The sequence below is a fragment of the Pseudomonas sp. GNP014 genome (assembly GCF_054344005.1).
Window position 1 is genome coordinate 1,957,621 of sequence record NZ_JBTGUS010000001.1, and the last position, 15,198, is coordinate 1,972,818.

Annotated in this window: 13 protein-coding genes; 9 read left to right on the top strand and 4 right to left on the bottom strand. The window is 62.9% G+C overall.

From position 1 onward, the window contains the following. The first annotated feature begins 162 nt into the window (after window positions 1–162). The 4 genes from speA to ACXX9E_RS08755 all read left to right on the top strand — a co-directional run bounded on the left by speA (window position 163) and on the right by ACXX9E_RS08755 (window position 5,326). Window positions 163–2,076 (top strand): arginine decarboxylase, encoded by a 1,914-nt coding sequence (speA, locus tag ACXX9E_RS08740; RefSeq protein WP_003221289.1) that lies wholly within the window; start codon window positions 163–165, stop codon window positions 2,074–2,076. Between the two features lie 233 nt (window positions 2,077–2,309). Beyond that, window positions 2,310–3,647, top strand: a complete 1,338-nt coding sequence (locus ACXX9E_RS08745; RefSeq protein WP_458555297.1) for a type VI secretion system Vgr family protein — start codon at window positions 2,310–2,312, stop codon at window positions 3,645–3,647. Beyond that, window positions 3,644–4,438, top strand: a complete 795-nt coding sequence (locus ACXX9E_RS08750) for a DUF4123 domain-containing protein (protein WP_123471056.1) — start codon at window positions 3,644–3,646, stop codon at window positions 4,436–4,438. Before ACXX9E_RS08745 ends, ACXX9E_RS08750 begins: the two co-directional genes overlap by 4 nt. A 12-nt stretch (window positions 4,439–4,450) precedes the next feature. After that, entirely contained in the window at window positions 4,451–5,326 is an 876-nt protein-coding gene (locus tag ACXX9E_RS08755) for an alpha/beta hydrolase (protein ID WP_458555298.1), read from the top strand. On the opposite strand, the gene ACXX9E_RS08760 is transcribed toward ACXX9E_RS08755, so the two are convergent. Next, on the bottom strand, window positions 5,320–6,669 hold the full coding sequence (locus tag ACXX9E_RS08760; RefSeq protein ID WP_458555299.1) for an MATE family efflux transporter: 1,350 nt from the start codon (window positions 6,667–6,669) through the stop codon (window positions 5,320–5,322). The genes ACXX9E_RS08755 and ACXX9E_RS08760 overlap by 7 nt on opposite strands. A gap of 406 nt (window positions 6,670–7,075) precedes the next feature. Beyond that, the gene (locus ACXX9E_RS08765) at window positions 7,076–7,369 is read right to left on the bottom strand and encodes a hypothetical protein (protein ID WP_115985475.1); all 294 of its coding nucleotides are present in this window, start codon (window positions 7,367–7,369) and stop codon (window positions 7,076–7,078) included. 165 nt (window positions 7,370–7,534) lie between these two features. On the opposite strand from ACXX9E_RS08765, the gene ACXX9E_RS08770 reads away from it, so the two are divergent. From ACXX9E_RS08770 to ACXX9E_RS08790, 5 genes are all read left to right on the top strand, one after another. After that, entirely contained in the window at window positions 7,535–7,837 is a 303-nt protein-coding gene (locus tag ACXX9E_RS08770) for a MazG-like family protein (protein ID WP_123471061.1), read from the top strand. Beyond that, window positions 7,837–8,586, top strand: a complete 750-nt coding sequence (locus tag ACXX9E_RS08775; protein WP_123471063.1) for a methyltransferase — start codon at window positions 7,837–7,839, stop codon at window positions 8,584–8,586. The genes ACXX9E_RS08770 and ACXX9E_RS08775 overlap by 1 nt, the downstream gene beginning before the upstream one ends. Window positions 8,587–8,598: 12 nt before the next feature. Next, on the top strand, window positions 8,599–9,213 hold the full coding sequence (locus tag ACXX9E_RS08780) for a DUF4136 domain-containing protein (RefSeq protein ID WP_123471065.1): 615 nt from the start codon (window positions 8,599–8,601) through the stop codon (window positions 9,211–9,213). A gap of 51 nt (window positions 9,214–9,264) precedes the next feature. Beyond that, on the top strand, window positions 9,265–9,822 hold the full coding sequence (locus tag ACXX9E_RS08785; protein WP_336347898.1) for a DUF4136 domain-containing protein: 558 nt from the start codon (window positions 9,265–9,267) through the stop codon (window positions 9,820–9,822). 214 nt (window positions 9,823–10,036) lie between these two features. Continuing rightward, entirely contained in the window at window positions 10,037–12,025 is a 1,989-nt protein-coding gene (locus tag ACXX9E_RS08790; RefSeq protein WP_458555300.1) for a pilus assembly protein TadG-related protein, read from the top strand. On the opposite strand, the gene ACXX9E_RS08795 is transcribed toward ACXX9E_RS08790, so the two are convergent. Continuing rightward, window positions 12,022–14,751, bottom strand: a complete 2,730-nt coding sequence (locus tag ACXX9E_RS08795; protein ID WP_458555301.1) for a PAS domain-containing sensor histidine kinase — start codon at window positions 14,749–14,751, stop codon at window positions 12,022–12,024. The genes ACXX9E_RS08790 and ACXX9E_RS08795 overlap by 4 nt on opposite strands. Continuing rightward, complete coding sequence (locus ACXX9E_RS08800) at window positions 14,748–15,188, bottom strand: TadE/TadG family type IV pilus assembly protein (RefSeq protein WP_123471071.1); 441 nt, start codon at window positions 15,186–15,188, stop codon at window positions 14,748–14,750. Before ACXX9E_RS08800 ends, ACXX9E_RS08795 begins: the two co-directional genes overlap by 4 nt. Between the last annotated feature and the right edge of the window lie 10 nt (window positions 15,189–15,198).

Below are 15,198 nucleotides of genomic sequence, written 5' to 3' on the forward strand. Positions count from 1 at the left end.
GCGTCGTCTCCATGGTTTTCACAGAGCCTGTTCATACCGGTTTCTAAACTACACGCGGTCAGTGCGGTCTACCGCCGCGCTGACGAATCGTCATTTTCATTCTTTAGACTGCGCCGGCCTGCGATCAGGCGACGCACTATGACTTCTTTATAGGGGACTTCGATGTCCGTACGACGCACACGTAAAGACGATGGCAGCCAATGGACAGTTGCGGACAGCCGCAGTGTTTACGGGATTCGCCATTGGGGGGCCGGGTATTTCGCGATCAATGACGCCGGTCGCGTCGAAGTTCGTCCGAACGGCCCGAGCAGCTCGCCTATCGACCTGTTCGAACAAGTCGATCAACTGCGCAAGAGCGGTTTGTCCTTGCCGTTGCTGGTTCGTTTCCCCGACATCCTGCAAGACCGCGTCCGTCAGTTGACCGGTGCCTTCGACTCGAACATCGAGCGCCTGGAGTACCAGAGCAAGTACACCGCGCTGTACCCGATCAAGGTCAACCAGCAAGAAGCGGTAATCGAGAACATCATCGCCACCCAGAACGTTTCCATCGGTCTGGAAGCCGGCTCCAAGCCAGAGCTGCTGGCGGTGCTGGCACTGGCGCCGAAGGGCGGCACCATCGTCTGCAACGGTTACAAGGACCGCGAGTTCATCCGTCTGGCGCTGATGGGCCAGAAGCTCGGCCACAACGTGTTCATCGTGATCGAGAAAGAATCCGAAGTCGGCCTGGTGATCGAAGAAGCCGCTTCGCTGAAGGTCAAGCCACAGGTCGGCCTGCGCGTGCGCCTGTCGTCGCTGGCCTCGTCGAAGTGGGCGGACACCGGTGGCGAGAAATCCAAATTCGGTCTGTCTGCAGCACAACTGCTGTCGGTGGTTGAGCGTTTCCGCGCGGCTGGCCTGGATCAGGGCATTCGCCTGTTGCACTTCCACATGGGCTCGCAGATCGCCAACCTGGCTGACTACCAGCACGGTTTCAAGGAAGCGATCCGTTACTACGGCGAGTTGCGCAACCTTGGCCTGCCGGTCGATCACATCGACGTCGGCGGCGGTCTGGGGGTCGACTACGACGGTACCCACTCGCGCAATGCCAGTTCGATCAACTACGACATGGACGACTACGCCGGTGTCGTGGTCGGCATGCTCAAGGAATTCTGCGACGCGCAGAGCCTGCCGCATCCGCACATCTTCTCCGAAAGCGGCCGCTCGCTGACCGCGCACCACGCGATGCTGGTGGTGCAGGTGACCGACGTCGAGAAACACAACGACGAAATCCCGCTGATCGAAAACAAGGAAAACCTGCCGGAAACCGTGCAGTGGCTGGTCGACCTGCTCGGCCCGACTGACATTGAAATGGTCACCGAAACCTACTGGCGCGCCACCCACTACATGAGCGACGTGGCGTCGCAGTACGCCGACGGCAAGCTGACCCTGGCCGAAAAAGCCCTGGCCGAGCAATGCTACTTCGCCGTGTGCCGCCGCCTGCACAACTCGCTGAAGGCGCGTCAGCGTTCGCACCGTCAGGTGCTCGACGAACTCAATGACAAGCTGGCCGACAAGTACATCTGCAACTTCTCGGTGTTCCAGAGCCTGCCGGACACCTGGGCGATCGACCAGGTCCTGCCGATCATCCCGCTGCATCGTCTGGATGAAGAGCCGCTGCGTCGTGCGGTCCTGCAGGACCTGACGTGCGACTCCGACGGCAAGATCAACCAGTACGTCGACGAGCAGAGCATCGAGACCAGCCTGCCGGTACACGGTTTGAATGAAGGTGAAGATTACCTGCTGGGCGTGTTCCTGGTCGGCGCCTATCAGGAAATCCTCGGCGACATGCACAACCTGTTCGGTGACACCGATTCGGTGAACATCTATCAGAACGCCGATGGCAGCGTGTACCACGCCGGTATCGAAACCCACGACACCATCGAAGACATGCTGCGTTACGTGCACTTGTCGCCGGAAGAACTGATGACTCACTACCGCGACAAGTGCGCCAGTGCCCGCATCAGTGCCAGCGAACGCACGCAGTTCCTCGATGCCTTGCGTCTGGGCCTGACCCGCTCCTCCTACCTGTCTTCCTGAGGCCAGGTTGCCCGCTCACCGGGTTGTCTGAAGTTTTTCCGCTTACAGCGGAAACTTCAGATGATCCGGTGGGACATTTCTCCAAATCCGCGCGAAAAACCTGGCTACCTCAGCCAGCAAAGTCATCTGGTCTGCTTTTCGCGTAGGTCATTTCCTAAGTTGAACTTCGGCACTCTACTCGGCCATGGCTCTCGGCGAGAATCCCCGACCGCCCCTCCTGTAGAGATCCGCCTATGTTCGATCCAGTCAACGAGCCGTCCTTTCGTCTCGATGTAGCGGGTCTGTCCGACCCCTTCGAAGTTCTGGCCTTTACCGGAAGTGAGGGCATCAGCGAGCCCTTTGCCTTTGACATCGACCTGTTGATCGCTGACCCGCACCTGGACCTTGCCGGTCTGTTGTACCGCTGCGCCTTCCTGCAGTTCGGCCCATTGCGCGCAGGCCTGAATGGTCAGTTGCTGCGTGTGGTCCAGTACGAGCACGGCGAGGGGGTGCGGTTATGTCGTGTTTCGCTGGGGCCGAAGCTGAGTTGTCTGGCGCTGCGTTTCAGTCAGCGGATTTTCAGCGGCCGTTCGGTGCCGCAGATTTTGATGCAGGTCCTCAAGGAGCATGGAATTGTCGGTGCACAATGCCGGTTTGACCTGCATGGCGACTATCCGCCACGCGCCTTTTGCACTCAGTACCGCGAGTCTGATCTGCAATTTGTCCAGCGTCTGTGCGCGCAGGCGCACATCCACTACTACTTCGAGCATGGGCGTGACGGGCATTGCCTGGTCTTCGGCGATGACCCCGGGCAATTGCCCGGAGCTGGCGCGGCGTCCTTCGATCACCTCGGCAAATCGCCGGCAGTACGTCGCTGGCAACTGCAGGCGGGCACACGAGCCGGCGGCGAGACTGCCCCGGCGTTGCGCACGGCTGAGGGGCAATCGGATCTGTCGGCCCTGCGCAGCGGGCAGTGGCTGTCGCTGCACGGCCATCCCTTTGCCGAGTGCAACCGGCACTGGCTGCTGAGCCGGATCGAACATCGCGCCGATACTGGCGCTGAACCGCCCTACAGCAATCGCATCGCGGGCGTCGCGCAAATGCTGGCGCCTGCCGCTACCGCCCGGCTCAGGCCGCCCATGCACAGTCTGCAACGGGCCTGGGTGGTGTCGGTTGACGAGCCGCGCCCGGATCATTCGCGACCGGTGGCGGTGCAGTTCGACTGGCTCTATCAAGGCGAAGGTGCCGCCGCGAGCCATTGCTGGCTGCCGCTCGCACCGTCGCTGAACGCGACCTCGCTGGCGACCCTGCGTGAAGGTGTCGAGGTGGTGGTGAGTTTTCTTGAGGGCGACCCGGATCAGCCCGTGATCAGCGGGGTATTGCTGGAACCGGCACTTGCCGACGACAACGAAGAAGACGAGCCGGTTTTTACTGACGAACTGCCCAGTGCCGGGTTTGCGCAATGGCTGAAGTCGGCGGAACCGATGTTGCTGTTGTGTCTGGTGCCCGGTGGTGGCAGTTACCAGCATTGTCCGGCGTCGGTGTGCAGCTGTCGGTTGCTCGCTTCGCTGGACCAGAGCGGCGCACCATGAGCGGCGCGGCGCTTGAGCCACCTGCGCGGTGGTTGCTGCTCGACGGTCCCGACGCGCCCCGTGCCCTGGCGGTATTGCGCCAGAGCTTCGTCGCGGTGCGCCGCTGGCAATTATTCGAGGGCACCGAGTTTCAACCGGTCAGCGACGTGGGCCCGGTGTTGGTCGACTTACAGGCTCAAAGCGCGTTGGCAGCGTTGTGTCACCACGATCCGTTTACCTGGCGCGGGCTGCTGCTCGACTCAGATGCCTCGGAGCAACTGCTGTTGAGTCACCTGCGGCGCATGCTGACGGTTTCGTTCGGCCGCAATCACCGGGCCTTGCTCGGCTATTACAACCGCCAGACCGCGAGCTATTTCTTCGACGCCTGCGATGCCGCCGAGCTGAGTCGCTGGCTGGGGCCGATCCGCCGGTTGCGCTGGTTCGGCGGCACCTGGCCCGATCGGGCGATCGGCAGTCAAGGCTGGCAGCAATTGCGCAATCCACAGTGGCCGGTCGAACCCTTGGGGATCGAACAAAGCCTCACGTATCGTCAGCGCGAGCGGTTGCAGACGTGCCTGCTGGAACAGCACATCTGGCGCTGGAGCCAAGCGATGGGAACCGATTACGTGTGCATGGCCTCCCATGTTCAGCAAGGTCTGGCCCTGGGTTTCAGCGAACGGACGGTGCTGGATGCCTGGTTGTGGCTACGCTTGCAGCATCCCCGGGCGGAACTGCCAGACTTTCCGCGCGCGCTGACCGCGCAGGAGCGGCTCGACCATGTGCGGCGGTACTGGCAGAAAGATCAATCGTGAGGTAAGGCGTCCATGGCAAATCCTTCGCGGCAGTGGTTCGGCACAGTCCTCGGCGGGCTCCTGCTGATGGTGCTGACAGGGTGTTCACCGGTCAGGCTGCTGAATGCGCTGACCCCCGACGACACCTTCCACCGAACCGCCGGCATTGCCTATGGCGCCGATCCACGGCAGAAACTCGACGTTTACATGCCACGCCAGCCACTGGAAGGGGCGCCGGTGGTGGTGTTTTTCTACGGCGGCAGCTGGAACAGCGGCGATCGCGGGGATTACGCCTTTGTCGGCGAGGCCCTGGCGTCGCGGGGAATCGTCACGGTGCTGGCGGATTATCGGCTGTACCCGCAAGTGCGTTATCCGCTGTTTCTCGAGGACTCGGCGCAGGCGGTGGCCTGGACCCGGGCACACATTCGCGCGTTCTCCGGCAACCCGCAGCGCCTGTACCTGATGGGCCACAGTTCCGGGGCCTACAACGCGGCGATGCTGGCGCTGGACCCAAGCCTGCTGGGGGCGGTGGGCATGTCGTCGAAAGACCTCAGCGGCTGGATCGGCCTGGCCGGCCCTTATGATTTTCTGCCAATCAAGAATGCCGACGTGCGCCCGGTGTTTTTCTGGCCGGACTCACCGCCGCAATCGCAACCGATCAACCATGTCAGGCAGGGCGAACCCCCGGCGCTGCTGATCGCCGCGACCCGGGACACTCTGGTCAACCCGACGCGCAACACCGCAGGCCTGGCACGCAAACTGCGCGAGGCGGGCGTGCCGGTTCAGGACCTGTACTACTCGCGGCCCAGTCATGTGACGCTGGTGGCAACCCTGTCACGACCGCTTCGGCGTCTGGCGCCGGTGCTCGACCAGGTGGTGTCATTCGTCAAGCACACGCCGGTTCAGTGAACACCGCCGCTGAACCAGCCGTCGTGACGTCGCAGCCACAGGGCGATGCCACCGAGGGTCAGGCTGCGCAGGACCATGAATAGCAGGAAAGAGATCCACAGCCCGTGATTGCCCAGCCCTTGCAACGCCCAGGCAAACGGCAACAGCAGGGCGACGGTCAGCAGCATGCCGTTGCGCATTTCCCGCGCGCGGGTGGCGCCAATGAACAGGCCGTCGAGCAGGTAGCTCCAGACCGCAATCAACGGCAGCACGGCGAGATACGGCAGGTAGATGAACGCCGTGTCGCGTACGTTCTGGATGTTGGTCTGCATTTCGATGAACAAGTGCCCGGCCAACAGAAACAATGCGGCAAACCCCAGGCTGGCGATCAGTGACCAGCCACCGGCCACCACCAGCGAACGGCGCAGCGCGAGGCGATCACGAGCACCGATGGCGTGGCCGCACAAGGCTTCGACCGCATGGGCCAGACCATCCAGCGCATGGGCGGTCAGCAGCAGGCCGTTGAGCAGCAGCGCATTGGCGGCGACGGTCGCATCGCCCAGCCGCGCGCCTTGCACGGTGATCATGAAAAACACCGATTGCAGGGCCAGGCTGCGGATGAAGATGTCGCGATTGACCGCCAGCAGCGGGCGCCAGCTGTGCCACAGCTTCAACGCGGCCCAAGCGATGTGCCCGGGATAGGCGCGCAAGGCGCCACGGGTCAACCACAGGCCGAGCAGGGCGCCGCTCCATTCGGCGATCACCGAAGCCCGGGCCGAACCGACCACGCCCCATTCCAGGCCAATGACGAACCACAGGTTGAGGGCGATGTTGATCAGGTTGGTGCTCAGCAGAATCGCCAGTGGTGCGCGGGCGTTCTGGGTGCCGAGGAACCAGCCGACCAGCGCATAACTGGCCAGCGCGGCCGGCAGGCCGAACAACCGGGTGTGAAAGAAGTCGCGGGTCAGTTGATCGAGTTCGGCCGACGGCTGCATGAAGTGCAACGCGACCTCGCTCAATGGCACGCCGAGGGTGCCGAGCACCAGCGCCAGGCCCATCGCCAGCAACAGGCCCTGTAACAGAATCTGCCGCAACGCCGCGCCATCGCTGCGCCCGGCAGCCTGTGCGGCAAACCCGGTGGTGCCCATGCGCAGAAACCCCATGGCCCAGGCCAGAAAGGTGTACAGGCTGGCGCCGACCGCCACCGCCCCCAATTGATGGGCATGGGGCAAGTGACCGATGACAGTGCTGTCGACCAGCGCCACCAGTGGCACGGAAATATTGGAAAGAATCATCGGCGCAGCAAGCGCCCAGACCTTGCGGTGAGTCGGGCGGTCGCGCCAGTCGGCAACCAGGTTGGACATGCGGGCTCCTTGGGAGCTGCATTGTAGCGGTAGAAGCGACCCTCACCCCAGCCCTCTCCCGGAGGGAGAGGGAGCCGATCTCTGGCGTTTTCAAAACCGGAGTTCGACGCGGTATTGCAAGTCGGTGTACTTCTCGAAAACACTCCGGTCAGTCCCCTCTCCCGGTGCGAGAGGGGGCCGATCTCTGGCGTTTTCAAAACCGGAGTTCGACGCGGTATCGCAAGTCGGTGTACTTCTCGAAAACACTCCGATCAGTGCCCTTTCCCGGTGGGAGAGGGAGCCGATCTCTGGCGTTTTCAAAACCGGAGTTCGACGCGGTATTGCAAGTCGGTGTACTTCTCGAAAACACTCCGGTCAGTCCCCTCTCCCTCCGGGAGAGGGTTAGGGTGAGGGGCTTTTGAAGGCGTTAATGGATAATCCAGCTCAGTAACCACAACCCCAGCAGCAACCAGATGATCCCGGCAATGATCGACGCATTCATGAACGCACGGATCGCTGACCACAACAGCATCAAGCCGACAATCAGCGCGAGGATGCTGATGATCGAGGTGTCCATGCCCAGCGTTCTGGCCAGGCCATCGACGAAATTGCCGCCGGCGTTGCTCAGAATGTTGAACAAGCCGCTGAGCCCATCGACGATGAAGCGGATGATCGAGCCGAGTGCCTGGCCGAGCCATTCGAAAAAGCTTTCTACCTGCATGTGTGCATCCTGATGAAAAGAGCTGAGCCTTGGGCCGCAGCGGAGGTGGCCGAGTTCCCTGCAACTATAGAGGGTTTGCCTAAAGCCCGCTCCCACCAAAAGCGCAGCGCGCCGCTTGCCTTCGGGACGTATCCCCCCGAAGCTATACGCCTTCAGGAGAGCCCGATGAACCTTGTTGAATTGACCGAACGCCTGCACGCCATTCGCGACCGTAATGACTGGCGACCATTTCACAGCCCGAAAAACCTCGCCATGGCCGCCAGCGTCGAGATGTCCGAACTGGTGGAGATTTTCCAGTGGCTGAGCGAAGACCAGTCGCGCCAGTTGCCGGCGGACACACTGGCGCATGCCGGGCAGGAAGTCGGCGATATCGTCCTGTATTTGTTATTGCTCTGCAGTGAACTGGGCCTGGACATGAACGAAGTGGTGCGCGCCAAGCTCGCCGACAGCGAACGGCGGTTCAGCTGATGAGCGACCGGCATTTCGATCAGTTGGCGACGCGGTTCGCCGAGAAAATCTACGGCGGCGCCAAAGGCGCGATTCGCCTCGCGGTGTTGCAGGCCGACCTCGCTGAAGCGCTGCCGGATCGGCCGCTGCGGGTGCTCGATATCGGTGGCGGCCTCGGCCACATGTCATTGTGGCTGGCCGAACGCGGGCATGACGTGACCTTCACGGAACCTGCCGAGCCAATGCTCGAAGGCGCCCGCCAGCGTTTCGCCGAGGCCGGGCAGACCGCGACATTCATCCAGGCACCGTGGCAGGCACTGCTCGGTCAACTCACCGAACCGTATGACCTGGTGATCTGCCACGCCGTACTCGAATGGCTGGCCGAACCCCATGCGATCCTGCCGGTGCTGCATCAACTGACCAGGCCCGGCGGCTGGTTGTCGCTGGCGTTCTACAACCGCGATGCCTTGATCTACCGCAACCTGCTCAAAGGCCATTTCAAGAAAATGCGCAAGAACAGCCTGGCCGGCGAAAAGCAGAGCCTGACGCCTCAGCAGCCGCTGGATCCGCGGGAACTGGCCACGCAACTCGCCGGCTTGTGGCAGGTCGAAACGCAAAGCGGGATCCGGGTTTTCCACGACTACATGCCGGTGGAATTCCAGGCCCGCGCCGAACTGGTGGACTTGCTGGAAATGGAGCTCGCCCACCGTCGTCACCCAAGCTTCGCCGGGCTTGGGCGTTACTTGCACTGGATCTGCCGGCCGATCTGATCGGAGCGCGACATGAAAGCTCAATCCGGGTTATTGCTGATGTGTCTGGGATTGGCTGCCTGCCAGGGCAGCAACCCTTACGTGGCGCAGTCGCGGCCCTTGCCCCCGGCGCCGGCGCAAGCGGCCAACACCTTTGATCGCAGCGCGTACCCGGCACCGCCACGGGATTACGGGCGCTACCGCAGTTGGGCCTGGCTCAACGGCCAACTGCCGCCGGGCACGGCGTGGGCTGACTCGGCACAAGTGGCCGAAGCAGTGAGCAATGCGCTGGATCAGCGCGGCTTGCGCCCGTTGCACGACAAGCGTCCGGCCGATCTGCTGGTGAGCGCCAATCTGCGCCTGGAAACCCGTTTGCGTCAGGTGCAGGACGACTATGGTTATTACGGCAGTGGCTACGGCGGCTACGATCGTTATGGCCGCGGCTACGGCATGTACAACACCGTACCGATTGTGCGCACGTATCAGGAGCAGGTCGTGGTGGTGCAGGTCAATCTGTTCGACGCCGGCACCGGTCAACCGGTGTGGAGCGCCAGTGCCGAAACCGCCAACCAGGGCAGCCAGCTCGTGCGCACCGATGCCATTCGCGAGGCGTTGGAAAAAGCCATGTCGACGTATCCACCGAGCTAATCTTCAAGTCAGCCTTTTTCGCAGGGTCATGTCTTCCACCGGAGAAATGCCATGTTCCGCCGTCTCGCTTTACTGGCCATTGCCGCGCTGCTCAGCGCCTGCGCCGCCAACCAGGTCAACCATGATTTTGATGCCAGCCGCGATTTCGCTGCCTACCGCAGCTGGGGCTGGAAAGAGCCCGCCCTGCAATATCGTCCCGATGATCCGCGAATCAAAAGCGACCTGACCGAGCAGCGTATCCGCCAGTCGGTTGCCGATCAGCTCGATCAACGTGGCTTGCGTCCGGCCGCCGCGGGGGCCAGGGGTGATTTGAATGTGCAGGCCTACCTGATCGTCGAAGATCGTCAGCAGCAAGTGACGACCAACTACGGCGGTGGTTGGGGTGGCCCGTGGAACGGTTACTGGGGCGCGCCGATGTACAACGAAACGCGCAACATCACTTATAAGGTCGCGACCATCCAGATTGATCTGCTCGACGGCAAGGACGGCAAACTGGTCTGGCGTGGCAGTGACGAACAAATGCTCAGCAGCTCGCCGAATCCGCAGGAGCGCAGCAAGGCGATTCGCGAAACGGTCGGGCGGATCCTCGCCAACTATCCACCGCGCTAAGACGGCATAAAAACAACTCCCCTGTAGGTGCGAGCCTGCTCGCGATGGTGGACTCTCTGGCACTTTGTTGTTGAATGTGCCGCCGTTGTCGCGAGCAGGCGCACCCCTACAGGGTTTTGCGGTGTATGGAATGGCGCGTTGCCAGTAGTGGCTACTACACTCAATTGCACCCATGGAGGCAGCGCCCGGCAGTGGGCCGGCAAAGGAGTGCGCCATGTCGCCCCGTTCTCGTTTCAAAGGCCGCACCCGGCAACGCGGGGCGATCGGTCTGATGGCCGCGTTGACACTCGGACTGGCCCTGGTGTGCATGGTGCTGGTGGTCGACAGCGGCCGCTTGTACATGGAGCAGCGTCGCCTGCAGCGCGTGGTGGATGTGGCGGCCCTGGAAGCGGTATCGCGCCAGGGCGATTGCCTGGCGGGCACAACGGCTGCCACTTACGCCACCGCGAGCGCTGCGCGCAACGACTTCACGGTGGGCTCTGGGACAACCCTGACTGTGACCTGCGGCACCGTGCAGACCGGAGCGGACAACCTGCGGACGTTCACCGCGAACGCTGCGCAAAAGCAAGCCATCAGCGTGGTTGCCACCCGCGTGGTGCCAACCAGCGTCGCCGCCGCCCTCTACGCCCTGTTCACACCGGGTTCGGTGTCCCCGACCACACGCCTTACGGCCACCGCCGTCGGTACTTATGCGGTGTTGCCACCGATCGCACAACTGACCCTCGGCACCACGGCGCTGACCATCGACGCCAGCAAGTCAGCTGCCCTCAATGCACTGATCGGGCAGATGCTCGGCGGTAATCTCAACCTGAGTGTGGCGGGCTGGCAGGGGTTGGTGGACACCAATATCAATGTGCTGAGCTACCTCAATCAGCTGGCACTGGACGTCAACGTTCAAGCCGGCAATTACACGCAACTGCTCGGCCAGAACATCCAGCTGACGCAACTGATCGACACCGCCATCAACGTGCTGACCCAGGGCGGCAACACGGCCAGTGTGGCCGTCGACGGTCTGGTCGGGCTGCGAGCGGTGGTCGGCAATACCTCGGTGGTGCTCGGGCAACTGCTGCAATTGCAGACCGGCGCCACGTCTTCGGCGCTCAATGCCAATCTTCAAGTGTTCCAGTTGGTGGAAGCCTTCGTGCAACTGGCCAACAGTCAGAATGCGTTGGTGGCGAGCGTGCCGCTGAACATTCCGGGGCTGGTCAATGGTTCGGTCAAGGTCAAGGTCATCGAGCCGCCGCAACTGTCGGCGTTCGGTAACCCGGCGCTGGCCAAGGCCGACCCGATGGGCGCCAACCGGATCTACGTGCGAACCGCGCAAGTCCGCACAGTGATTTCGCTGAACCTGCCATTGCTGACCGGCGTCACCGGCCTGGCCAATGCGATTGTCAGCGCGCCGCTGGTGGGCGGGCTGACCGATACCCTGAACAACCTGTTGCACCTGAACATCGCCGGCACCTTGAACTCGTTGTTCTGCACACTGGGAGGCACCTGCCAGCGTACCGACCTGAAAATCCTCCCGACCTCGACCATCGACATCGCACTGGATGTGGCGGCCGCCGACAGCCATGTCACCGATTACACCTGCGTCAGCGATGCGACCAAGACCCTGACCACCCAGACCAACTCGTCGCTGGTCAAGCTCAAGGTCGGCAGGATCGACGCCGCCAATGCCTTTTCGTCCTCGGCAGACATCACTGTGCAGCCGCTGGCGCTGATCGACGTCGGTGTCGTCACCTGCACCATTCCGCTGCTGGGGCTCGGCTCGGCGACCTGTGACCCGAACAGTCGCAAACCGTTCTACGGCGGTGGTCTGGGGGTGAAGGTCGATACCTCGGTGGCCGCCACCCAAAGCACGCACATCTACAATCAGCCACCGGAAATCAAAACCCCGCCGCAGTACTACAGTTTTGCTACCCAGGGCGTGGTCGACAGCCTTCGGGGCACGTTGGCCGGGGTTCAGGTGCAGGCATACAAACCGACCGGTTCCAGCCTGTTGGGCGGTTTGCTGACCACCACCGCCGATGTGCTGGCGGGGGTGAACAACACGCTGGGCGTGGTGATCGACAACCTGCTCAGTCCGGTGCTCGATCCGATTCTTGATGGCTTGCTCGCCAACCTCGGCATCACCCTGAACAAGGTCGACGTCGGCGCCAACCTCAGTTGCAAGCCGCCCGGACAACCGATGCTGGCGATCTAGTCGACCACGGCAAGCGGCAGTTCAATGCAGAAGCGTGCGCCTTCATCGCCATTGCGCACGCTCAGGCGTCCGCCCATGTTTTCGACGATGCCGTAGCTCACCGACAGCCCCAGGCCGGTGCCGACGCCCACCGGTTTGGTGGTGAAAAAAGGCTCGAAAATCCGCTCCAGCAGGCGTTGGTCGATGCCGCCGCCGTTGTCCTCCACCCACAATCGCACCACATGCTCGTCGCTCTCGGCGGACACCGCGATCCACGGCTGGAAGTCGCGATCGGCTTCGCGCTTGCTCAGCAGCGCATCCCGGGCGTTGACCATCAGGTTGATCAGCACCTGTTCCAGTTGATCGACATAACCGCGCACCTGCACCTGCAAGTCCGATTCCTTGAGCCGCAGCTCCACGCCTTTGCCGCGCAAGCCCTCCGAGAGCAGCGACAAGGTGCCGTCGATGGCCTCGAGGGGGTTGAACGGATGTTGTTCGATTTCCGAGCGGCGTCCGAATACCCGCATGTGATCGACCACCCGCGCGGCGCGCTGGACCTGGGCGTCGATGCGGTTGAGTTTGTCGGTCAGGTAATCGACCTGCACATCGCCGTTGCCCAGGCGTTTGAGCACGTTGACGATGGCCATGCGCATCACGTTGAGCGGTTGATTGATTTCGTGCGCCAGACCGGTGGCCATTTCGCCGAGGGTGGCCATTTTCGCGCTCTGCGTGAGTTGCTGTTGCGAGCGACGGACCTCGGTGTTGTCGCGGCCCACCGCTTGCACTTCGAGCAGGCGCCCCTGCTCGTCGAACACGCCGCGATCCGACCAGACCCACCACGCATGTTCACGCCCTGGCAGGCGCAGATTGACTTCGGCCGTACTCACCGGCACCTGTGGGGTCAGTTGCGCCAGACGCTGGGTGAACGCTGCGCGCTGTTCGTCCGACATCCAGCTGCCGAGGTTGACCCCGGGCAACTGCTCCGGCGCGCACTCCAGATACGTCGCCAGGGGCCGATTGCCGAAGATCAGGGTCAGGTCCGGACGGTAGCGACAGATCATCGCCGGCGAATCCTCTACCAGAATCCGGTAGCGTTCTTCGCTGGCCCGGACCTGCTCGGCGGCGAGCGTCGCCTCGGTGATATCCAGCCACAGGCCCACGGCCTCCACCGGCAAGCCGAGGTCGTCGCGCAGCAGCTTGGCTTCATCAAGCAACCAGTGTGCATGGCCTTGCCGGTCGAGGACCCGATAGCGCGTGCTCACCGTGCCCTCGCGCAGCAATTGTCGCGTGCGCTGGAAATACACCGCGCGGTCGTCAGGATGCACGTGTTCGACCAGTGCGCCATCGCTGCAGTCGGCCAGACTCCAGCCCAGCAGCGGTTGCAGACTGGCGCTGAAAAATGTCGGTTGCAGCGCGCCTTCGACATAGCGCTGCACATAAATCACCGCCGGTGAGCTGGCGATCAGGTTGTCCAGCCGCGCATGGGCGGCGGCGGCCTGTTGCTGCTGATTCTTGATGTCGCTGATGTCGAGCATGAACCCCACGAGCCGGCGTCCGGCACCGATGCCCAGCGCTTGGCCCTGCACCCGATACCACAGCAATTGCGCCTGTTCGCAGGGTTGCAGGCGCACGCATAACTCCAGCGGTGTGCCCTCATCCTGCAAGGCTTGCAGCTGACTGCGCAGTTCATCGCGATCGGCGGGGTGCACCCGGGCGAACCAGTCCTGCAGCGACAGGCGAGTTGCCGGCAGGCCCAGGCTGTCGGCCAGCGACCTGGCCAGTTGCACTTCGGCGCTGTCGAACACTTCCCACCATCCGGTGCCGAGCAGTGCCTGAAGCGCTTCCAGGCGTTCCAGTTGTTGCTGATGGCGGTGCTCGCGCAAACTTTCCAGCAGTGGCGCGGCGATGGCGGTGGCCAGTGCCAGCCAGTCACGATCGCCAAGGTCTGACGCCTGCTGCCCGGCGTCGTAGTCGGCGCAAAGCAGCCACGCCGCGACTCCTTGAGCATCACAGTAGGGCACCGCAAAGCCCGGATTGGGGCCAAACACGCTGCTCAGGCGCGGCTGTACGCTGGCCTGCAGGGCTTGCGGGGCCGCACTGTTCAGACTGTCCAGCGCGGTCCCCAGTCCTTGCGCCGGGCTCCACAGCTGCGGCGCTCCGGGCGCGCAGTAGTGCTGATGGATCTGCCAGCCTTGTTCCTGATCATCGAGTACCGCCAGCGCCAGACACGGGATGTGCAAGTACTGACTGACGCGTTGCAATTGTTCGCCCAGCACCTGCGCCAGACGCGTGAAACTGCACAGGCGCAGTTGCTCGCGGATCTGCCCCGCGAGCCACTGGCATTGTTCGCGACTGCGCGCCTGACGCCGCTCGCCGAGCAGGTCACCGATGTCGAGCAAGTGCAGCAACCAGCCATCACCCTGAGGCTGAACCCAGCCGCGTAGATGCAGGGGCGGCCCGGCCTGGCTGAAAAAATCCAGGTCGAGTGTTTGCCCTTGCCAGTCCTGCGGCCGACCTTCTACCACCAGGCCGCTGTGGGGCAGCAGGTAGTCTGTCAGGTGCGTGACCGAACGCGCCGTCAACCGCAGCAGGGCATGGCGCACGGGGCCGCCCAGGTGTTCGACGTGGCCCTCACTGTCCAGATACACCTGCAGGCCGACGCCCGGCACGAGCGGCAGATCCGTAGCCTCGGGCGTTCCCGGCGGTCGATTGAGCAGGCGCCCGAACAAGGTGTCCCCGGGACTCAAAACTGCAGGCTCGAGGAGGCGCGTAACGTCGCCGGCAGACGTGGCACCGTACCGATTCCCGGCAGTACCAGAAACGGCAGCGCCTGATTCAACTTGGAGGTGGGGTAATTGATGCTCACCGTCAGCAATCCGCCGACATAGGTGATGCTGCTGTCGGTGGCGGCATTGAAGTTCAGAGCCCCGGGCAGCCAGCCCAGTTGCCGGGTCAGTTCGGTGCGGGCGAGGGTGGTCAGCGCGGTGGGGTAGTTGGCGGTAGCCGGGTCCAGCGCCACGCTGCGGCGCACCGTTTCGGCGGTGGACTCGTTGAACGACTGCATCAGCAGCAGCGGCAGGCTGTAACTCACCAGGCCATAAAACACCGCGAAGAACACCACGAACACTAGGGCGAACTCGATGGCCACGGCGCCTTTTTGCTTGCGGGGGAGGTTGGTTTTCATGAGTGCGTCT